This is a genomic window from Streptomyces sp. NPDC050759, from assembly GCF_044456945.1.
GTDB lineage: Bacteria > Actinomycetota > Actinomycetes > Streptomycetales > Streptomycetaceae > Streptomyces.
Genome location: NZ_JBITGI010000009.1, coordinates 344,344 through 363,470, shown reverse-complemented (window position 1 = coordinate 363,470; position 19,127 = coordinate 344,344). Strand labels below are relative to the sequence as shown.

The 19,127-nt window shown below is 71.1% G+C and carries 18 protein-coding genes; 7 read left to right on the top strand and 11 right to left on the bottom strand.

The window, feature by feature from the left end; translation table 11 throughout:
* Positions 1 to 95: 95 nt before the first annotated feature.
* The gene (locus ACIBJB_RS27160; RefSeq protein WP_398933944.1) at positions 96 to 1,214 is read right to left on the bottom strand and encodes a hypothetical protein; all 1,119 of its coding nucleotides are present in this window, start codon (positions 1,212 to 1,214) and stop codon (positions 96 to 98) included.
* A gap of 194 nt (positions 1,215 to 1,408) precedes the next feature.
* Between ACIBJB_RS27160 and ACIBJB_RS27155 the strand changes: the two genes are divergently transcribed.
* Positions 1,409 to 2,566 carry a cystathionine gamma-synthase gene (locus ACIBJB_RS27155; RefSeq protein ID WP_398933942.1) on the top strand — a complete coding sequence of 386 codons (1,158 nt, stop codon included), beginning with the start codon at positions 1,409 to 1,411 and terminating at the stop codon, positions 2,564 to 2,566.
* Positions 2,567 to 2,578: 12 nt separating this feature from the next.
* On the opposite strand, the gene ACIBJB_RS27150 is transcribed toward ACIBJB_RS27155, so the two are convergent.
* The 3 genes from ACIBJB_RS27150 to ACIBJB_RS27140 form a co-directional block, all read right to left on the bottom strand.
* On the bottom strand, positions 2,579 to 2,827 hold the full coding sequence (locus ACIBJB_RS27150; protein WP_266560218.1) for a hypothetical protein: 249 nt from the start codon (positions 2,825 to 2,827) through the stop codon (positions 2,579 to 2,581).
* Between the two features lie 61 nt (positions 2,828 to 2,888).
* Positions 2,889 to 3,392, bottom strand: coding sequence for a sigma factor-like helix-turn-helix DNA-binding protein (locus tag ACIBJB_RS27145; protein WP_398934038.1), 504 nt, complete (start codon positions 3,390 to 3,392; stop codon positions 2,889 to 2,891).
* Positions 3,393 to 3,530: 138 nt separating this feature from the next.
* Positions 3,531 to 4,034, bottom strand: a complete 504-nt coding sequence (locus tag ACIBJB_RS27140; RefSeq protein WP_398934036.1) for a MarR family winged helix-turn-helix transcriptional regulator — start codon at positions 4,032 to 4,034, stop codon at positions 3,531 to 3,533.
* A 161-nt stretch (positions 4,035 to 4,195) separates the two neighbouring features.
* On the opposite strand from ACIBJB_RS27140, the gene ilvA reads away from it, so the two are divergent.
* The 3 genes from ilvA (at position 4,196) to ACIBJB_RS27125 (ending at position 7,432) form a co-directional block, all read left to right on the top strand.
* Positions 4,196 to 5,425 (top strand): threonine ammonia-lyase, encoded by a 1,230-nt coding sequence (gene ilvA / locus ACIBJB_RS27135; protein ID WP_398933939.1) that lies wholly within the window; start codon positions 4,196 to 4,198, stop codon positions 5,423 to 5,425.
* Positions 5,426 to 5,609: 184 nt separating this feature from the next.
* The gene (locus ACIBJB_RS27130) at positions 5,610 to 6,590 is read left to right on the top strand and encodes an ATP-binding cassette domain-containing protein (RefSeq protein WP_398933937.1); all 981 of its coding nucleotides are present in this window, start codon (positions 5,610 to 5,612) and stop codon (positions 6,588 to 6,590) included.
* Positions 6,587 to 7,432: an ABC transporter permease gene (locus ACIBJB_RS27125; protein WP_398933935.1), complete on the top strand. Its 846-nt coding sequence runs from the start codon at positions 6,587 to 6,589 to the stop codon at positions 7,430 to 7,432. Before ACIBJB_RS27130 ends, ACIBJB_RS27125 begins: the two co-directional genes overlap by 4 nt.
* Positions 7,433 to 7,492: 60 nt before the next feature.
* On the opposite strand, the gene greA is transcribed toward ACIBJB_RS27125, so the two are convergent.
* The gene (gene greA, locus ACIBJB_RS27120) at positions 7,493 to 7,993 is read right to left on the bottom strand and encodes a transcription elongation factor GreA (protein ID WP_057607641.1); all 501 of its coding nucleotides are present in this window, start codon (positions 7,991 to 7,993) and stop codon (positions 7,493 to 7,495) included.
* Between the two features lie 168 nt (positions 7,994 to 8,161).
* Entirely contained in the window at positions 8,162 to 8,560 is a 399-nt protein-coding gene (locus tag ACIBJB_RS27115) for a DUF4307 domain-containing protein (RefSeq protein ID WP_398933932.1), read from the bottom strand.
* A 136-nt stretch (positions 8,561 to 8,696) separates the two neighbouring features.
* On the opposite strand from ACIBJB_RS27115, the gene mca reads away from it, so the two are divergent.
* Complete coding sequence (gene mca / locus ACIBJB_RS27110) at positions 8,697 to 9,557, top strand: mycothiol conjugate amidase Mca (protein ID WP_398934034.1); 861 nt, start codon at positions 8,697 to 8,699, stop codon at positions 9,555 to 9,557.
* Positions 9,550 to 9,810 (top strand): hypothetical protein, encoded by a 261-nt coding sequence (locus tag ACIBJB_RS27105; protein ID WP_398933930.1) that lies wholly within the window; start codon positions 9,550 to 9,552, stop codon positions 9,808 to 9,810. The genes mca and ACIBJB_RS27105 overlap by 8 nt, the downstream gene beginning before the upstream one ends.
* Before the next feature lie 159 nt (positions 9,811 to 9,969).
* On the opposite strand, the gene ACIBJB_RS27100 is transcribed toward ACIBJB_RS27105, so the two are convergent.
* The gene (locus ACIBJB_RS27100) at positions 9,970 to 13,173 is read right to left on the bottom strand and encodes a tetratricopeptide repeat protein (protein ID WP_398933928.1); all 3,204 of its coding nucleotides are present in this window, start codon (positions 13,171 to 13,173) and stop codon (positions 9,970 to 9,972) included.
* Positions 13,174 to 13,323: 150 nt separating this feature from the next.
* Between ACIBJB_RS27100 and ACIBJB_RS27095 the strand changes: the two genes are divergently transcribed.
* Positions 13,324 to 15,354 (top strand): thioredoxin domain-containing protein, encoded by a 2,031-nt coding sequence (locus ACIBJB_RS27095; protein ID WP_398933926.1) that lies wholly within the window; start codon positions 13,324 to 13,326, stop codon positions 15,352 to 15,354.
* Here the strand turns inward: ACIBJB_RS27095 and ACIBJB_RS27090 are convergent.
* From ACIBJB_RS27090 to ACIBJB_RS27075, 4 genes are all read right to left on the bottom strand, one after another.
* Complete coding sequence (locus ACIBJB_RS27090) at positions 15,311 to 16,069, bottom strand: Mut7-C RNAse domain-containing protein (protein WP_398933923.1); 759 nt, start codon at positions 16,067 to 16,069, stop codon at positions 15,311 to 15,313. The two genes, ACIBJB_RS27095 and ACIBJB_RS27090, sit on opposite strands and share 44 nt — an antisense overlap.
* Before the next feature lie 33 nt (positions 16,070 to 16,102).
* On the bottom strand, positions 16,103 to 16,744 hold the full coding sequence (locus ACIBJB_RS27085) for a TetR/AcrR family transcriptional regulator (protein ID WP_398933921.1): 642 nt from the start codon (positions 16,742 to 16,744) through the stop codon (positions 16,103 to 16,105).
* Positions 16,741 to 18,285 (bottom strand): MFS transporter, encoded by a 1,545-nt coding sequence (locus ACIBJB_RS27080; RefSeq protein WP_398933919.1) that lies wholly within the window; start codon positions 18,283 to 18,285, stop codon positions 16,741 to 16,743. Before ACIBJB_RS27080 ends, ACIBJB_RS27085 begins: the two co-directional genes overlap by 4 nt.
* A 103-nt stretch (positions 18,286 to 18,388) precedes the next feature.
* Positions 18,389 to 19,102, bottom strand: coding sequence for a hemolysin III family protein (locus ACIBJB_RS27075; protein ID WP_398933917.1), 714 nt, complete (start codon positions 19,100 to 19,102; stop codon positions 18,389 to 18,391).
* Between the last annotated feature and the right edge of the window lie 25 nt (positions 19,103 to 19,127).

Here is a 19,127-nt window from a genome sequence, read left to right as displayed (position 1 = left end):
GGGCCGCATTCCGACCAGCCCGCCGTCGACGTGAATCGGCATCGACGCGAGCCCGACGCCGGCCTGAGCCCCCCGTCCGTCCGAAGGCGCCGCGGTCACTGCGCCAGCGTCGCCGGGCTCCCGCCGTTCGCCTCGTACCCCGCCACCGCCAGCGCCCGGTATATCGCGAACTCCGCGGCCGGATCGGCGGACAGGGTCCAGGGCAGGGCACCGACGTGGCCGTCGATGTGGACGAGCTGGCTCATCGCCTCCGCCCAGCGCTCGCCGCGCACGAGGAAGAAGACCAGCAGATGGCGGACGTGGGCCAGCATCGGATCGTCGGCGCGGGCCGAGTGGACCGCGTGCAGCGCGCCGTGGATCGCCTTGGTCACGACCTCGCTCCGGTAGAAGCCGCTGACCAGGTTCACCTCGGGCAGGTGCTCGAAGACCGCGAACAGTGGCATCGCGGCGAGGAGGGAGCCGCGCGGGGCCCGGGCGGCGGCCGCCTCCGCGAAGCTGTACGCCAGGTCCCGCGAGCCGTGCCACTTCTCGCACCAGTAGTGCAGCGCGGCCAAGTGCGCCCCCATGTGGGCCGGGGCGCGGTCCAGGATCTTCAGCCACAGCTGCTCGAACTCCGCCTGCGAATAGGCCAGTCCGCGCGCCACGGAGAGCTCGACGATGTACGGGACCGGATCGCCGGGGGCCAGCAGCGCCGCCTCGCCGCAGGCCACCTTCGCCTCCTCCATGATGATCCGGAACTCGTCGGTGCCCGGCGTCGAGGTCCGCCACGCCTGGTGGACCAGGAACTCCGCGTGCACGGCCGCGCCGCCCGCGTCCTTGGGCTGCTCGGCCCGCCACACCCGCAGCCACTGCCCGCCCGGTGCCTCGCTGACCCCGCCCGGACGCTGCTGCAGCTCCAGAGAGGCGGCTCCGGCGAAGGCCTGCACGCGCTGCCAGCGCAGCTCGCCCTCCCGCTCGGTGCCGGCGAGGAGCTGGGAGGCCGCCTTGTAGTCCTGTGTGCGCTGCACCAGGTCCAGGACGTCCAGCAGATCCTGGTCGGGGCCGGGCATGCGGATGTCCAGCTCCTCCTGTCGTACGAAGCCGTAGTCCTCCGGGTCCGCGGCGTCCGGGTGGCCCGCCGGGACCTGTTCGATCCCGCCTCGCCCGCGCCGCAGGAACGGAAGCAGCACGAAGCCCAGCATGACCGCCGCCATCAGGACCCAGAGAATCTCCATGCCTCAAGAGTTCCAGACGCCGCCGACAATTGCCCAACCCGGTCGGCGCCCTGTGGAAAACTCCCGGACCGGCCCGAATGTCCTGGGGAAAACTCCCCGCGGCCGGCCCGAACGCCTGGGGAAAACCCTGCCGTACGGCCGTCCGGAGCCCGCCGTCCGTCATCGGCCCCCAGGGCGGACTACCCTCGGAGCCCATGAGCGACAGGCACATCAGTCAGCACTTCGAGACCCTCGCGATCCACGCGGGCAACACCGCGGACCCCGTCACCGGCGCGGTGGTCCCGCCGATCTACCAGGTCTCGACCTACAAGCAGGACGGCGTGGGCGGTCTGCGCGGCGGTTACGAGTACAGCCGCAGCGCCAACCCCACCCGCACCGCCCTGGAGGAGAACCTCGCCGCCCTCGAAGGCGGCCGCCGGGGCCTCGCGTTCGCGTCCGGACTGGCGGCCGAGGACTGCCTGCTGCGTACGCTGCTCAGCCCCGGCGACCACGTGGTCATCCCCAACGACGCGTACGGCGGCACGTTCCGCCTCTTCGCGAAGGTCGTCGCCCGATGGGGCGTCGAGTGGTCGGTCGCCGACACCAGCGACCCGGCCGCCGTACGGGCCGCGATCACCCCGAAGACCAAGGCCGTGTGGGTGGAGACCCCCTCCAACCCGCTGCTCGGCATCACCGACATCGCCGCCGTCGCCCAGGTCTCCCGGGACGCGGGCGCCAAGCTCGTCGTCGACAACACCTTCGCGACACCCTACCTCCAGCAGCCGTTGTCGCTCGGCGCCGATGTCGTCGTGCACTCCCTGACGAAGTACATGGGCGGCCACTCCGACGTCGTCGGCGGCGCCCTGGTCACCGCCGACGAGGCACTCGGCGAGGAACTGGCGTACCACCAGAACGCGATGGGCGCCGTCGCCGGGCCCTTCGACTCCTGGCTGGTGCTGCGCGGCGCCAAGACGCTGTCGGTGCGCATGGACCGGCACAGCGAGAACGCCACGAAGGTCGCCGACATGCTGACCCGGCACGCGCGCGTGACGCAGGTGCTCTACCCGGGCCTGGCGGAACACCCCGGGCACGAGGTCGCGGCCAAGCAGATGCGGTCCTTCGGCGGCATGGTCTCCTTCCGGGTCGAGGGCGGCGAGGAGGCGGCCGTCGAGGTCTGCAACCGCGCCAGGATCTTCACACTGGGGGAGTCCCTGGGGGGCGTCGAGTCGCTGATCGAGCACCCCGGCCGTATGACGCACGCGTCCGTGGCGGGCTCGGCGCTCGAGGTCCCCGCCGACCTCGTGCGCCTGTCCGTGGGCATCGAGAACGTCGACGACCTGCTGGAGGACCTGCAGCAGGCGCTCGCCAAGTAGGCAGGGCCCGGCTCACCAGCCCCTCATCGGTGGAGTCGTCGTGGACGGCGGCTCCACCCACGGGCGCGCGGTCAGCGCCCACACCACGAACGCCACACTCGCGGCGAACAACAGCAGCCACATGATCCGGCGCGCCGCGGTCCTGCGCCGGAGCATGCGCGATCCCCGCCGTACGACGTCCCCGTACAAATCCGCGGGCACCTGCGGCGCTCCCCGTTCCATGATCTGCCGCACGGCGGCCTCACGCTGGGTCCGGTTCACGCGCACCTCCCGAGGCGACGCCGGTGTCTCATGACACGGCCGCCACTCCCGTCCCGCCCCGTCATGACGCCGCCACCTTCGCCTTCACCACCGCCGGTGCGGGCCCGCGCGGTGGGTGCAGCAGCGTGGCCGTCGCCCGGTCGCAGATCGTGCGGACGCGCTCCGCCGGCAGGCCGAGCAGGGCCGCCGCCTGTTCCTCGGCCACGCCCTCGTAGAGGCGCAGTACCAGGATCAGCCGTTCCTGGGGGGCGAGCCGGGCCAGCGGGCTGTCGGGGTGCGTGCGGCCGCGGAGCAGGACGCCGTGGCGGCGCCATGCTCCGTGTGCGAACCGCAGGGCGAGATGCTGGCGGGCGCGGTCGTAGGGGTCCTCACCGCGCAGCCGGTCCCAGCACGCGTACGTGTGCGCGAGCGCCAGCGTCAGCAGGCGTCGCGCGCGCGGGTTGTCGTCCGGTGCCTCCGCCGTCAGGAGCGTCGCGGCGTGCAGGAGCCGCCCGGCCGCGCCCGCGACGAACGCCTCGAACTCCCGGGCCCGACGCGTGCCCTGGACCACCTGCCGTTGCCGCACCGCACCTCCCCGCCTGCGGATGGCCGTACGACGGCTTCGTACGGTCACGAAGACCCGGTCTCGAAGGACCCGGTCTCATATGAGGCCCGGCACGGCCGTCCGGTCAAGAGGCGGGGCGGCACACGCGTGTGCGCGTGCCTAAGAGGACTGCGCCTCCGGTCCCGGGACCCCCTGGACCGCCATCCGGGAGGAGAGGGCGGAGTTGAAGCGCGTGAGGAGCGTGCAGAACTCCTCGCGCTCCTCCGGCGCCCAGTCGTGTGTCAGCTCGGCCATCAACTGACGCCGTGAGGAGCGCACTTCCTCCAGCCGGGACTGCCCGCGCGGGGACAGCTGGAGCACCACCGCGCGTCCGTCCTCGGGGTGCGAGGTGCGCTTGACCAGCCCGGTGTCGACGAGCGGCGCCACCTGCCGGGTGACCGTGGACGAGTCGATCCCCATGCTCGCCGCGAGCGCCTTGACGCCCATCGGGCCTTCCTTGTCGAGCCGGTTGAGCAGGAGGTACGCGGCGCGGTCCATGGAGTTGCGCACCTGCCCCACCCCGCCGAGCCGGGTCTGTTCGGCACGACGGGCGAAGACCGCCACCTCGTGCTGCAGGGTGTCGAGGAGACCGGTGTCACCGACGGTCGTCATGTCCATCGACATTTCAGGTGTTGTGGGCATGGCCGGGGGCTCACTTCATGAAGGGCTGCTGGTTGGGGGACAGGGTACGCGGCCGGGAGGCAGGCCGTACCGGCGCTGAGCAAACCCGTCTCGGACGTTGGTCACAGCGCGAGCACGCACGTGTGAACTGCGAGACTTGAGTCATGAACTACCGCAAGGCCCACCCCGTGCCGCCGGTGACGCTCGACGACGTGCGCGGCGCGCAGAAGATGCTGTCGGGCGTGGCGCGGACCACCGCGATGGAGGGCAGCCGCCACCTGACCCAGCTGGTGGGCGCACCGGTGCACTTCAAGTGCGAGAACCTCCAGCGGACGGGGTCGTTCAAACTCCGCGGCGCCTACGTCCGGATCGCCGGGCTGCTGCCCGAGGAGCGGGCCGCGGGTGTCGTGGCCGCGAGCGCCGGAAACCACGCGCAGGGCGTCGCGCTGGCGTCCACGCTGCTCGGCGTGCGCTCCACGGTGTTCATGCCGAAGGGCGCCCCGCTGCCGAAGATCAGCGCCACCAGGCACTACGGCGCCGAGGTGCGCCTGCACGGCCAGGTGGTCGACGAGACGCTGGCCGCGGCACAGGAGTACGCGGCCGAGACGGGCGCGGTGTTCATCCATCCCTTCGACCACCCCGACGTCATCGCGGGCCAGGGCACGGTCGGCCTCGAGATCCTGGAGCAGTGCCCCGAGGTGCGCACGGTCGTCCTCGGGATCGGCGGCGGCGGACTCGCGGCCGGTGTCGCGATCGCCGTGAAGGCCCTGCGGCCGGACGTGCGGATCGTGGGTGTGCAGGCGGCGGGCGCGGCCGCGTATCCACCCTCGCTGGCGGCCGGGCACCCGGTGTCGATCAAGAACCCGGCGACGATGGCCGACGGCATGAAGGTCGGGCGGCCGGGGGACGTGCCGTTCGGGATCGTGGACGAACTCGTGGACGAGGTCCGCACGGTGACGGAGGACGAGCTGTCCGCCGCGCTGCTGCTGTGCCTGGAGCGGGCCAAGCTGGTCGTCGAGCCGGCCGGGGCGAGCCCGGTCGCGGCGCTGCTGAGCGACCCGGGCTCCTTCGAGGGGCCGGTCGTCGCCGTGCTGTCCGGCGGCAACGTCGACCCGGTACTGCTGCAGCGGGTGCTGCGGCACGGTATGGCCGCGCAGGGCCGCTACCTGGCCGTTCGGCTTCGGCTCACGGACCGGCCCGGTGCCCTCGCGACGCTTCTCGGGGTGTTGTCAGTGGTCGACGCTAATGTCCTGGACGTGAGCCACGTCCGGACCGATCCACGGCTCGGGCTCGCGGAGGCGGAGGTCGAGCTGCACCTGGAGACGAAGGGGCCGGAGCACTGCGCCGAGGTCGGCCGTGCCCTCCGCGAGGCGGGCTACACGGTCATCGACTGAGGTCAGGACCCCCTCCAGAACGCAGGAGTCACTCTTTCGAGGAAGTCCATTGAGAGACGCGATACATCGCGTTATGGTGTGTCTCGTGCCGCTGCTCACACCGCCCGTAGAAGAAAAAGGACGGGTGGAAAAAGGCGCACAAACCTAGGCTTTCCCAAAAATCCCCGACGACGTGGAGACTCATATGCCAGGCGCCATCTATGCCGAAGGCCTGGTCAAGACCTTCGGTGACGTAAGGGCTCTGGACGGCGTCGACCTCGATGTCCCCGAGGGCACCGTCCTGGGCCTCCTCGGACCGAACGGCGCGGGCAAGACGACGGCCGTCCGCTGCCTGACGACCCTCCTGAAGCCGGACAGCGGCTCGGCGGTCGTCGCGGGCGTCGACGTCCTCAAGCACCCCGACGCCGTGCGCCGCTCCATCGGCCTCTCCGGCCAGTTCGCGGCTGTCGACGAATACCTCACCGGCCGCGAGAACCTGCAGATGGTCGGCCAGCTCTACCAGATGAAGGCGAAGCAGGCGAAGATCCGCGCGACCGAGCTGCTGGAGCAGTTCGACCTCGCCGACGCGGCCGACCGCCCCACCAAGACCTACTCCGGCGGCATGCGCCGCCGCCTCGACCTCGCGGCCGCCCTGGTGGTCTCACCGCCCGTGATGTTCATGGACGAACCGACGACCGGCCTCGACCCACGCAACCGCCAACTGCTGTGGGAGGTCATCAAACAGCTGGTCTCCGCCGGCACCACCCTGCTGCTGACCACCCAGTACCTCGAGGAGGCCGACCACCTCGCCCACGAGATCGCCGTCGTCGACCACGGCCATGTCATCGCCACGGGCACCTCCGACCAGCTCAAGGCCCGCACCGGCGGCGAGCGCGTCGAGGTCGTCGTGCACGAGCGCGAGCACATCCAGGCCGCCTCGGAGATCCTGCGCGGCTTCGGCAAGGGCGACACCACGGTCGAGGACCACATGCGCAAGCTCACCGTGCCCGTCACCGGCGGCGCCAAGCTGCTCGCCGAGGTCATCCGCGAGCTCGACACCCGCGGCATCGAGATAGACGACATCGGCCTGCGCCGCCCCACCCTCGACGACGTCTTCCTGTCACTGACGGGACACATGGCCGAGGCGAAGGACGAGAGCAACGACAAGAAGGAGGACGCCAAGTGAGCGCCGTCACCGACACCGCGCGGGTCCCTGCTCCCGGCAACCCCCTCAGCCAGTCCGTCCGGGACTCGCTGGTCATCGCCAAGCGCAACCTGATCCGGATGTCCAGGATCCCCGAGATGGTCATCTTCGGCCTCATCCAGCCGATCATGTTCGTGGTGCTGTTCAGCTACGTCTTCGGCGGCTCCATGAACATCGGCGGCACCACCGACTCGTCCGTCTACCGCGAGTTCCTGATGGCCGGGATCTTCGCGCAGACCGTCACCTTCGCCACCGCGGGCGCCGGCGCGGGGATCGCCGACGACATGCACAAGGGGCTCATCGACCGCTTCCGCTCCTTGCCCATGGCCCGCGGCGCGGTGCTCACCGGACGGACGCTCGCCGACCTGGTGCAGACGGCGCTGACCCTGTTCGTGCTGGCCATGGTCGCCCTGCTGGTCGGCTGGCGCACCCACACCAACATCGGCGAGGTCCTCGGCGCCTTCGGTCTGCTGCTCCTGCTCGGGTACGCGTTCACCTGGGTCGGCGCCCTCATCGGCCTGTCCGTGCGCACCCCTGAAGCGGCCACCTCGGGCGGGCTGATCTGGCTCTTCCCGGTGACGTTCATCTCGAACGCGTTCGTGGACTCCAGCCGCATGACCCCGTGGCTGCAGCACGTCGCCGACTGGAACCCGTTCAGTGCCACGGTCCAGGCCTGCCGCAAGCTGTTCGGCAACCCCGGTGTGTCCCCCTCTGACGCCTGGCCCATGCAGCACCCGGTCTGGGCCTCGCTGATCTACTCGGTCCTGATCATCGTCATATTCAGGACCCTGGCGGTCCGCAAGTACCGCTCGGCCACCGCATGACAGAGCCCCCGGCGCCGCGAGGGCGCCGGGGGCCCGCCAAGGACAGACGGTCGGCCGGGGTCAGCCGTTGTAGGGCTCGGCCTTGAGGATGGTCACGGAGGCCTTCTTGCCGTTCGGCAGTTCGTACTCTGCGTCCTCACCGACCTTGTGGCCGATCACGCCGGAGCCCAGCGGGGACTGCGGCGAGTACGTCTCGACGTCCGCGCTCGCGTACTCGCGCGAGGCGAGCAGGAAGGTCATGGTGTCGTCCTCGTCACCGTCGAAGGCGATCGTCACGACCATGCCGGGCGCCACCGTACCGTCCGCGGACGCCGGAGCCTCGCCGACCTTGGCCTTCTCCAGGAGCTGGGTCAGCTGGCGGATGCGGAGCTCCTGCTTGCCCTGCTCTTCCTTGGCCGCGTGGTACCCGCCGTTCTCCCGCAGGTCCCCCTCCTCGCGCGCGGCCGCGATCTTCGCGGTGACTTCCTCGCGCGCGGGACCAGACAGGTACGCCAGCTCTTCCTTGAGCTTGGTGTACGCCTCCTGGGTCAGCCAGGTGACGTCTTCGCTGGTCTGGGTCACAGGTGCTCCTCGTAGGTACTGGGAATACAAAGCATCGCCCTACCCAGAAGAATGTGCCTTCACGGATGGGCGAAACCACGAGCCTAACAATTCAGTGGCCGAAGGGGGAGGACATAAGCCATCAGAAATACGTCAGCGCAGGTCAGCGGTCACATGACGAGGGTGACGTCAGTCGGCGTGACAGCCCAGCAGCTCGGCCGTGGTGCCCGGGGCCGTCGTACGGAGCGTGACGACCTTGTCGATGCGGGTGGCGTCCCCGTCGAAGCGGAAGTCGGCCCGGCCCACCTCGGAGCCGTCCGCCGCCTGAGAGCGGATCGTGCAGTAGCCGGAGGCGCCGGAGTCCTTGCGGACCTCCAGATGCACCTGCACCGCGGACTTCTGCGGGTCGAACGTGATCACCTCGGCGCTGATCTTGTTCTGCACGACGTAGTGGTAGGCGAAGTAGCCGATCAGCGCGACCAGGAGGGCGCCGAGGACGGCACCGGCGATCCGGAGCTTGTGGTCGGCACGCTCGTCCGAGGAGCGGCCGTAGCGCCCCTCGGGCAGCCGAGTGCTCGCCGTGCTCATGATCGTCTCCTGGTAAACCGAGGCCGTGGAATTAATCGCCCCCCGATTCGGTCACTATAGAAGCCGCCGTTCGCACCCGAAGACACCGGGGCGCCGACTTACTGAGGATTGAGTCTTGACTGACCAGCTGCGACTGATGGCCGTGCACGCCCACCCCGACGACGAGTCGAGCAAGGGCGCGGCCACCATGGCGAAGTACGTGTCCGAGGGGGTGGACGTGCTGGTCGTGACCTGCACGGGCGGGGAGCGCGGCTCCATCCTCAACCCGAAGCTTCAGGGCGACAAGTACATCGAGGAGCACATCCACGAGGTACGCAAGAAGGAGATGGACGAGGCCCGCGAGATCCTCGGCGTCCGCCAGGAATGGCTCGGCTTCGTCGACTCCGGCCTGCCCGAGGGCGACCCGCTGCCGCCGCTGCCCGAGGGCTGCTTCGCCCTGGAGGACGTCGACAAGGCGGCCGGTGAGCTGGTGAAGCAGATCCGCACCTTCCGTCCCCAGGTGATCACCACCTACGACGAGAACGGCGGCTATCCGCACCCCGACCACATCATGACCCACAAGATCTCGATGGTGGCGTTCGAGGGCGCGGCGGACACCGAGAAGTTCCCCGAGTCCGAGTACGGCCCGGCCTACCAGCCGCTCAAGCTCTACTACAACCAGGGCTTCAACCGCCCCCGCACCGAGGCGCTGCACCACGCGCTGATCGAGCGCGGCATGGAGTCGCCGTACGGGGACTGGCTCAAGCGCTGGGACGAGTCGCCGATGCGCGACCGCACCCTGACCACGCACATTCCGTGCGCGGAGTTCTACGAGATCCGCGACAAGGCCCTGATCGCGCACGCCACGCAGATCGACCCCGACGGCGGCTGGTTCAAGGTCCCGCTGGATCTCCAGAAGGAGGTCTGGCCGACGGAGGAGTACGAGCTCGCGAAGTCCCTCGTCGATACCTCCCTCCCCGAGGACGACCTCTTTGCGGGCATCCGCGACAATGCCTGATATGAGCGCAAGCGCAAGCCTGGCAATGACGCACCTCGCGACCCTCGCCAAGGAGGTCGACGAGGACAAGGTCACCCCCGGAGTCCTCGGCTTCATCGTCTTCGCGGCGATGGCCCTGGCGGTGTGGGCCCTGATGAAGTCCATGAGCAAGCACATGGGCAAGGTCGACTTCAAGGAGTCCCCGGACGAGGAGGCCTCCGGCAAGGAGACCGCAGAGAGCCCGTCCGGGAAGGCCTCGCCGGCCAAGGGCTGAGTCACGCGGCGGCGGGAGGGGACGCCCGATCCCCCTCCCGCCCACGGGTGTGCTCGGCCGACGGCAGCAGCCGATGGGCCGTCCACGCCGAGGGGCATACACCGCCTCGCACAGGCACAAGCACCGGCACCGGCCCGCCGGGCAGACCGACCGCGCACCTCAGCCCCGTGCCGGGGCCACCGCCACCCCCATGACCTCCCGCGCGTGCCGGTTCGGCACCATCCCGAGCCGCCATGCCTGCCAGCCGGCGTCCAGGTTCACTCCCCGCTCCAGCAGCAGTCCGTACGCCCCCACGTAGTCGTCCAGTTTCTCGTCCCGGGCCCCGTGCTCCCGGCGGCCCAGTTCCGCCAGTTCCTCCTGGGCGACCGCCGCGCCGATCTCCACGCCGCCCGGTGCCGCGTACGGCAACAGGGTGCAGCGCAGGAAGCGGGCCCAGTCCCCGCCCCGCTGGTCGCCGTAGGAGGCGAACAGCGCCGCCGCCTCGTCGCACAGGGCGAGGGCCTGCGGGGTACGGCCGTTGCCCGCGTCCACCACCGCCAGTTCCAGGCAGGTCCACCCCTCCCCGTGGGCGACACCGATGCGCTGAAAGTCGGCGCGGGCGTCGACCAGGAGCTGGCGGGCGAAACCCGAGTTGCGCAACGAACCCGTCTGCGCGGCGCGCTGGTCGCGGGTGACACGGGCCGAGTGGTGGCGGGCGCACGCCAGGCCGTAGACGTCCCGCATCCGGGAGAACATCGTCCGCGAGCGTTCCAGCTCACGGACCGCGAGGTCCAGGTTGCCCGTCTCCTCCAGCGCCTGACCCAGGTAGTACACCGTCCACGCCTCGCCGCGCGCGTCCTCGTTGTCGCGGTGACGGGACGCGGCCTGGCGCAGGCCGTCCACCGCCGCCGACGGGTCTCCGGCCACCAGGCGGGCCCGCGCCAGCTGGGTCAGCGCCCACGCCTCGCCGCGGGCGTCGCGGGTGCGGCCGTACAGATCGAGGGCTGTTCTCAGCTCCGTCTCCGCGCGCGGTACCTCGCCCATGCGCAGGGCCAGCTGGCCGAGCTGGAAGTGGGCCCAGGCCTCGCCGTGGACGGACTCGCCGGCGCGGTGCAGGACCAGGGAACGGGCGAGCAGGTCCTGTGCCTGCGCGACCCGGCCGCGGTCGCGTTCGACCGCCGCCAGGGCGTGCATGGTCCAGGCCCGGTCCGTGGCCAGTTCGGGAGGTGACTGGAGGGCCAGTGCCTCCTCGAGCTTCGCCGCCGCCTCCGTCAGATGGCCCTGGTGGTGGAGGGTGATGCCCAGGGAACACAGGGCGCGCGCGGCGCCCGCGTCGTGGTGGGCCTCCAGGTAGAGGTCGACCACCGAGGTCAGTGTCGTGCGCGCCTTGTCCAGCTCGCCCAGCTGACGGGCGGCGATACCGGTGCGCCACTGCACCGAGCGCACCAGCAGCCCCTGGTCCACCGCCTGCGCCAACTCGCTGATCTCACCCAGACGGTAGAGGTCGCCGCGCAGCAGGCAGTAGTCGCACAGCGCGCCCAGGAGGTTGAGGACCGCTCCCTGGTTGACGCCCTCCGCGTGCCTGAGCGCCGCCGTGATGAAACTCGACTCGTCGTCCAGCCAGCGCAGCGCCTCGTCGAGGGAGGTGAAGCCGTGCGGACTGAACCGGTCCGAACGGGTCGACATGTTGCCGTCGACCAGACGCAGCACCGAGTCGGCGAGGTCGGCGTAGTTGACGATGAGGCGTTCCTGCGCGGCCGTGCGCTCGGCCGGTTCCTCCTCGTCCAGCAGTCTGGCCTGGGCGAAGGCGCGCACCACGTCGTGGACGCGGTAACGGCTGCCGCGGACGTGGTCGATCAGACCCGCGCGGGCCAGCGCCACCAGGTGGCGGGTCGCCTCCGTCTCGTCGGTGGCCAGCAGCGCGGCGGCCGCGGCGGCGCCCAGCGAGGACCGGCCGGCCAGCGCGAGGCGGCGCAGCAGGCGCCGGGCCGGCTCCGACTGGTCGGTGTAGCGCAGCCACAGGACGCGTTCGACGGGCCCGACCGGGCCGTACGCGCCGAGATCCGTGGCGAGTTGGCGCGGGGAGCGGGGACCGAGGGACGAGCCCGCTATGCGCAGGGCCAGGGGCAGGCCGCCGCACAACTCCCTGATCAGGTCGGCCGACTGGGCGTCATAGGGACCGGTCGCGGACTGGGCGGCCGCGTCCAGGAGTTCCTCGGCGCCCGCCGCGTCCAGGGCGGCGACCGGGATTTCGTGCACCTGGGCGGCGAGGTCCGACGGCAGGCCGAGCGGCTCGCGCGCGGTGACCAGGACCAGGCTGTCGGAACGCTCGGGGACGAGGGTGCGGACCTGCTCGGGGTCCGAGGCGTCGTCCAGCACGATCGTCACCGGCAGGCCGGTCAGATGCTGGTGGTACAGCTCGCTCAGCCGCTTGACCTGCTGGTCCGGGGAGGAACGCTCACGGAACAGCAGCTGCTCGCGCGGCGCGCCGAGCCGGTTCAGCAGATGCAGCAGGGCGTCCCGGGTGGAGAGCGGGGTCTCCTCCGGGTTGTCGCCGCGCAGGTCCACGACGCAGGCGCCGCGGAAGTAGTCCTTGAGGTCGTGCGCCGCCCGTACGGCGAGTGCCGTACGGCCGCTGCCGGGCGGTCCGTGCAGCACGACCACCGTGGGCCGGGTCTCGGTGGTCGCGCGCGAGGCCTGCACCCACTGCCGGATGCGGCCCATCTCCGCCCGGCGGTCCGCGAACTCACTGATCGGCTCCGGAAGTTGCCCGAACGACTGCTCCAGCACGCTCCTGCCGCGGGCCGCCGCGCTCTTGTCCGTGCCGCGCAGCCGCGGACCCGCCTTCTTCGGGCCCGTCGACGCGCTCAGCACCCGCTGCTGGTCGAGGAAGGGCCGGATGCCCCGTACCTCCAGGGCCGTCAGCCACTGCAGCCGGAGCTGCTCCGGGCCGCCGGGCTGGCCGATGGCGCCCGCCCGGTGGTGCGCGGCGGGCAGATGTGAGCCGGCCACCTTCACCACGGTCGCCGCCGCGGCCACCACCCCTACGACCACGCCCGCGCCCAGCGCGGTGCCCGTGTCGGTGCCGAGCGCCAGGTCGGCCACGGCGGCAGCCAGGGCGGCGACCGCCGCCACCAGCAGAGGAGTACCGGCCCCCTCCTTGGAGTACCGCTGCGTGAAGGTGAGTTGACCGGCCTGCGCCTCGTCCAGCGCGCGCGTGTAGGCCTCGTACTCCTCGGCGGCCGTCTGCGCCATCGCGTCCAGCGATCCCCGGGCCCGCGCGAGCAGTACGGCCCCGTCGACCCGCCCGCCCGACCGCCGCACCTCCTCCTCCACGGCCCGCCCCAACAACCGTTCGGCTTCCGCCCGATGACTGTCCCGCATGTCACTTCCCCCTCCGGCGGCAACGGCTTTCTTGGTCAAGTGTGCTGCGGACAGGGCATCGGGGCGAGAGGGCCGCACCGGGAAGCTCGACGTCGCCGTCGGGACACGCCTGACGCCTGACCCGCGGGGTACTGCGGCAGGATGGACCCCATGCCGAACCGACTGGCCCACGAGACGTCCCCCTACCTCCTCCAGCACGCGGACAACCCCGTCGACTGGTGGCCCTGGTCGGCCGAGGCCTTCGAGGAGGCGCGGAAGACGAACAAGCCCGTTCTGCTGAGTGTCGGATATTCGAGTTGTCACTGGTGTCATGTGATGGCACACGAGTCGTTCGAGGACCGGGCCACCGCCGAATTCCTCAACGAGCACTTCGTCAACATCAAAGTCGACCGCGAGGAACGCCCCGACGTCGACGCCGTCTACATGGAGGCCGTGCAGGCCGCCACCGGGCAGGGCGGCTGGCCCATGACCGTGTTCCTCACGCCGGAGGCCGAGCCCTTCTACTTCGGCACCTACTTCCCGCCCTCCCCCCGTCAGGGCATGCCCTCCTTCCGGCAGGTCCTGGAGGGTGTCCGGCATGCCTGGACCGAGCGGCGGGACGAGGTCGCCGAGGTCGCCGGGAAGATCGTGCGGGATCTCTCCGGGCGGGAGATGTCCTACGGCGACGCGCAGGCACCCGGCGAGGAGCAGCTCGCGGCGGCTCTGCTCGGGCTGACGAGGGAGTACGACGCGCAGCGCGGCGGGTTCGGTGGGGCGCCGAAGTTCCCGCCGTCCATGGTCGTGGAGTTCCTGCTGCGGCACCACGCCCGCACGGGCGCCGAGGGTGCCCTGCAGATGGCCCGGGACACCTGCGAGCGCATGGCCCGCGGCGGCATCCACGACCAGCTCGGCGGCGGCTTCGCCCGCTACTCCGTGGACCGCGACTGGATCGTGCCGCACTTCGAGAAGATGCTCTATGACAACGCCCTGCTGTGCCGCGTCTACGCCCACCTGTGGCGGTCCACCGGCTCGGATCTGGCCCGCCGTGTCGCCCTCGACACCGCCGACTTCATGGTGCGTGAACTGCGTACCGCCGAGGGCGGTTTCGCCTCCGCGCTGGACGCGGACAGTGACGACGGGACGGGCAGGCACGTCGAGGGCGCGTACTACGTGTGGACACCGGAGCAGTTGCGTGAGGTGCTCGGCGAGCAGGACGCCGACCTCGCCGCCCAGTACTTCGGTGTCACCGAGGAGGGCACGTTCGAGCACGGGCAGTCCGTTCTGCAACTTCCGCAGCAGGACACCGTGTTCGAGGCCGGGAGGATCGAGTCGATCCGGCGGCGGCTCCTCGACGCACGGGCGCAGCGCCCCGCCCCGGGCCGGGACGACAAGGTCGTCGCCGCGTGGAACGGGCTCGCGATCGCCGCGCTCGCCGAGACGGGCGCCTACTTCGACCGGCCCGACCTGGTCGAGGCCGCCGTATCGGCCGCCGATCTTCTGGTCCGGGTGCATCTGGACGAGCAGGCCCGGCTGTCCCGTACCAGCAAGGATGGTCAAGTCGGGGCGAATGACGGTGTGCTGGAGGACTACGCCGATGTCGCCGAGGGCTTCCTCGCGCTGGCGTCGGTGACCGGGGAGGGGGTCTGGCTCGACTTCGCCGGGTTCCTGCTGGATCACGTGCTGACGCGGTTCACCGGGTCGGAGGGTGGGCTGTTCGACACGGCGGCCGACGCCGAGCGGCTGATTCGCCGGCCGCAGGATCCGACCGACAACGCGGTGCCCTCCGGGTGGACGGCCGCGGCGGGTGCGCTGTTGTCCTACGCCGCGCAGACCGGGGCCGAGCCCCATCGCGAGGCCGCGGAGAAGGCACTCGGGGTGGTGAAGGCGCTCGGGCCGCGGGTGCCGCGGTTCGTCGGTTGGGGGCTCGCGGTGGCGGAGGCGTACCTCGACGGGCCGAAGGAGGTCGCGGTCGTGGGACCCGCGCTGACCGACGACGCCACGAAGGCCCTGCATCGTACGGCACTTCTGGGGACCGCCCCCGGTGCCGTGGTCGCGGTGGGGACTCCGGACAGCGACGAATTCCCGCTGCTCGCCGACCGGGTCCTCGTGGGCGGCGAGCCCACGGCTTATGTCTGCCGGCACTTCACCTGTGAGGCGCCTACGACCGACGCGGAGGCGCTGCGGGTGGCGTTGGGCGGTTGACCTCCGCCAGGGCGTTCGCCACGATCGCCTCCAGCTGTTCGTGGTGTGCGCCCTTCCAGTAGGCGCGGCCGCACGCCTGGCATTGTGCGAAGACGTCGTACGACCGTTCCGTCCCGCCCTCCAAGCGGTCCGCCACCTGCTCCTTGGTGGCCTCGCGCAGCAGGCCGTTGCAGGCTGTGCAGCGGGTCCAGGGGCGTAGTTCGGGGCGGAAGCGGTCCAGGATGTCGTGGAGCTGGTCCTCGGGGCGGGTGCTGTAGACGAAGGCGCCCGCCCAGAGTTCCCTGCGGTGCAGCAGGCCCCGGTCGCGGCTGAGCATGACGCGTTTCTCGGTCGCCGAGAGGGTGGCGAGGGCGGGGTCGCCGATGTCCAGTGACTCGTACGCCGTGTCCACGCCGAGCAGGCGCAGGCGGCGGGCGAGGGTGCCGAGGTGGACGTCGAGGAGGAAGCGCAGGGGAGCGCCGGGGATCCGCTGGGGGCGGGTGACGGCGCTGATCTCCACGGAGTCGCCCGCGACGGGGACGTAGGACCTCGGGACCTCGCGGCCGTTCACCCGCAGGGCCCCGACCTCGGTGAGCGGGACGCCGGTCGACTCGACGACGTGGCCGAGGGAGGAGACGCCGTCGGTGGTGAGGGCGGTGGGCCCCCGGCGGCGGCCGCTCGCGACGAACACGGCCAGGCCGGGGGCGAACTCGACGTGGATCTCGGGACCGTTCACCCGGTCAGGATGCCACGGCAGGTGAGAGCGGATTCAGGGCTTTTGCGTCGGCAGGCCCTGGTCGAGGACGTCCACGGCCTGGTCCACGAGGTCGCGCAGGTCGCCCTCGAAGCCGTTCTCCGCCCAGTACATGGAGACCTCCATGAGGCCGCCGATGAGGGACATCGCGTAGACGCGGACCTGGAGGCTGTCCGCGGCCAGGCCGGAGCGTTCGGCGAGGGCCTCGCAGAGCATGCGCCCGGTCTCCGACATGCTCTCGAGCATCCGGGCGCGGACGGCGGGGACCTGGACCCCGAGGTGGGCCCGGACGCGGATCGCCTCGGGGTCCTCCGCCATGGTCCCGTCGAGGGCCAGGCGCATCACGTGCCGCAGCGAGTCGATCCACGGCTCGTCGGCGGGCCGGGCGCGCAGTTCCTCGACCATCAGAGGGTCGTACTCGTCCGTGAGGACGATGTCCTCCTTGGTCGGGAAGTAGCGGAAGACGGTCGACGGTGAGACCTCGGCCCGCTCGGCGATCTGCTCGACGGTCGTGGCGTCGTAGCCCTGTTCCTTGATCAGCGCGTAGGTCGCGGTGCGGATCGCCTCGCGGGTCTTGATCTTCTTGCGCTCGCGAAGGCCCAGTTGGGGGCGGTCGGCGGGGGAGAGGGGGGAGCGTGCGGCCGTCATGGGGTTCATTGTCGGGCATCCGCTTCCTCGGCAGCCATGTCCGGGGCTGTGGAGGTCTCGGCGGGACGGGGTGTGCCCGGCAGGAAGGCCGCGGCGAGCAGCGCGGCGACGAGGGCCGCGATCCCGCAGACCAGCAGGACGATGCCCATGCCGTGGATGTACGCGCTGTTCGCGGAGGCCAGCAGGTCGGCGGAGCCGGTGCGCTGGGCGACGAGGTGGGCGGCGACCACGGATTCCCCGGCGGTGTCGGCGGCCTGGGCGGGCAGCCCGGTGACGTCGAGGCGGTCCCGGAAGGTGCCGGCGAGCAGGCTGCCGAGCAGGGCGATGCCGATCGCGCCGCCGACCTGGCGCATGGTCATCAGGAGTCCGGAGCCGCTGCCGGCGCGGTCGCGGGGCAGGGCGCTCAGGCCGCCGTTCATGGCGGGGATGAGGGAGAGGCCGAAGCCGAAGCCGGTGAGGGCGAGCCACAGCGCGACGAATCCGTAGCCGGAGTCCACCGTCGTACGGCTGCCCAGGAGCCCGGCGAAAGCGAGCACCACCAGGCCGGCGCTCACCGAGGCGCGTGCGCCGAAGCGGGCGACGACCTGGGGGGCGAGGCGGGAGGCGACCAGCAGGCCGCCCATCATCGGCAGCAGCCGGACGCCGGTGCCCAGGGCGTCGTGGCCGAGGACGGCCTGGAGGAAGGGCGGCAGCACGAACAGCAGGCCGGACAGGATGAAGTTCACCAGGGTCGCGGCGACGGTGTTGAGGAGGAAGCCGCGGTGGGTGAGCAGGGTCATGTCGAGCATGGGGCGCCGGACCCGGCGTTCGCGCAGCACCAGCGCGGCGATCAGCAGGACGGACGCCGCGAGCATGCCCAGCACGAGCGGGTCGCCCCAGCCGCGGGTGGGTGCCTCGATGATCGCGTAGACCAGGGCGCCGAGGCCGGTGACGGTGAGTGCGGCGGACGGGGCGTCGACCGTGGGGGAGGAGGGGTCGCGGGTCTCGGGGAGCAGGAAGACGCAGGCGGCGATGCCGATCGCGGCCATCGGGACGTTGACCAGGAAGACCGAGCCCCACCAGAAGTGGTTGAGCAGCCAGCCGCCGATGATCGGGCCGAGCGGCAGGCCGAGCGCGGAGGCGGCGGAGACGATGCCGACGGCCTTGGTGCGCTCGTCGGGGGCGAAGAGGGTGGGCAGCACGGAGAGCGCGAGCGGGGTGACCAGGGCGCCGCCGATGCCCATCACCGCGCGGGCGGCGATCACCGCGTTCACATCGCCGGCCAGGGCACCGACCAGTGATCCGGCGAGGAAGACCGCGAGTCCGGTGATCAGCATCCGGCGCCGCCCGAACCGGTCGCCGAGCAGGCCCGCGGGGAGCATCAGGGCCGCGAAGACGACGACGTACGCGTCGGCCATCCACTGCTGGGCGCCGGTGCTCGCGTCGAGGTCGGCGGCCATGGTCGGCAGCGCCACATTGAGGATCGTCAGGTCGAAGCCGAGCGTCAGCATGCTCGCGACGAGGGCGGTCAGGGCCCACCAGCGACGGGGGTCCGGAGTGATAGTTTCCATGAAATGAGAGTAACTCTCAAAAGTTAGGAACTGTCAATCGGTGTGGGCATGCAAAAAGGGCCACGGCTCGGAAGCCGTGACCCTCGACAGGGCGCGGAACGGTCTACGTGTGGCGGTAGGCCACCAGCGAGATGCCGACGTAGTGGACGGCGAAGGCGGCCACGGTGAGGGAGTGGAACACCTCGTGGAAGCCGAACCAGCGCGGTGACGGGTTCGGCCGCTTGAGGCCGTAGATCACCCCGCCCGCGCTGTAGAGCAGGCCGCCGATGACGACCAGGACCAGGACCGCGACACCGCCGGCGCGCATGAAGTCGGGCAGGAAGAAGACGGCTGCCCAGCCCATCGCGATGTAGCAGGGGGTGTAGAGCCAGCGCGGGGCGCCGACCCAGAAGACCCGGAAGAGGATGCCGGCCACCGCGGCACCCCAGATGCCCCACAGCAGCCACCGGCCCTTGCTGCCCGGTAGGAGCAGCATGGTCAGCGGGGTGTAGGTGCCCGCGATGATCAGGAAGATGTTGGCGTGATCCAGTCGTCGCAGCACGCCGTCCATGCGGGGACTCCAGGTGCCCCGGTGGTACAGCGCGCTGACGCCGAACAGCAGGCAGGCAGTCAGGGCGAAGATCCCGCAGGCGATCCGGCCTCTGGTGGAGTCCGCGAGGGCGGTCAGCACCAGCCCCGCGATCAGGGCGGCCGGGAACATGCCGAGGTGCAGCCAGCCGCGCAGCTTCGGCTTGATGGGCTCGGCCAGGTGCTGGGCGTGCTGCTTGATCTGGTGGGGCAGGGAGGGCGCGTCGGCGTCGTGGGCGGGCGGCGTCATGACCGGCATCGTACCTACGGGACCG

Coding starts and splice junctions, on each gene's coding strand:
- ACIBJB_RS27160 (WP_398933944.1), bottom strand. CDS start 1,214: ATGGAGATTCTCTGGGTCCTGATGGCGGCGGTCATGCTGGGCTTCGTG.
- ACIBJB_RS27155 (WP_398933942.1), top strand. CDS start 1,409: ATGAGCGACAGGCACATCAGTCAGCACTTCGAGACCCTCGCGATCCAC.
- ACIBJB_RS27140 (WP_398934036.1), bottom strand. CDS start 4,034: ATGTCGATGGACATGACGACCGTCGGTGACACCGGTCTCCTCGACACC.
- ilvA (WP_398933939.1), top strand. CDS start 4,196: ATGAACTACCGCAAGGCCCACCCCGTGCCGCCGGTGACGCTCGACGAC.
- ACIBJB_RS27130 (WP_398933937.1), top strand. CDS start 5,610: ATGCCAGGCGCCATCTATGCCGAAGGCCTGGTCAAGACCTTCGGTGAC.
- ACIBJB_RS27115 (WP_398933932.1), bottom strand. CDS start 8,560: ATGAGCACGGCGAGCACTCGGCTGCCCGAGGGGCGCTACGGCCGCTCC.
- mca (WP_398934034.1), top strand. CDS start 8,697: ATGGCCGTGCACGCCCACCCCGACGACGAGTCGAGCAAGGGCGCGGCC.
- ACIBJB_RS27105 (WP_398933930.1), top strand. CDS start 9,550: ATGCCTGATATGAGCGCAAGCGCAAGCCTGGCAATGACGCACCTCGCG.
- ACIBJB_RS27100 (WP_398933928.1), bottom strand. CDS start 13,173: ATGCGGGACAGTCATCGGGCGGAAGCCGAACGGTTGTTGGGGCGGGCC.
- ACIBJB_RS27095 (WP_398933926.1), top strand. CDS start 13,324: ATGCCGAACCGACTGGCCCACGAGACGTCCCCCTACCTCCTCCAGCAC.
- ACIBJB_RS27085 (WP_398933921.1), bottom strand. CDS start 16,744: ATGAACCCCATGACGGCCGCACGCTCCCCCCTCTCCCCCGCCGACCGC.
- ACIBJB_RS27080 (WP_398933919.1), bottom strand. CDS start 18,285: ATGGAAACTATCACTCCGGACCCCCGTCGCTGGTGGGCCCTGACCGCC.
- ACIBJB_RS27075 (WP_398933917.1), bottom strand. CDS start 19,102: ATGACGCCGCCCGCCCACGACGCCGACGCGCCCTCCCTGCCCCACCAG.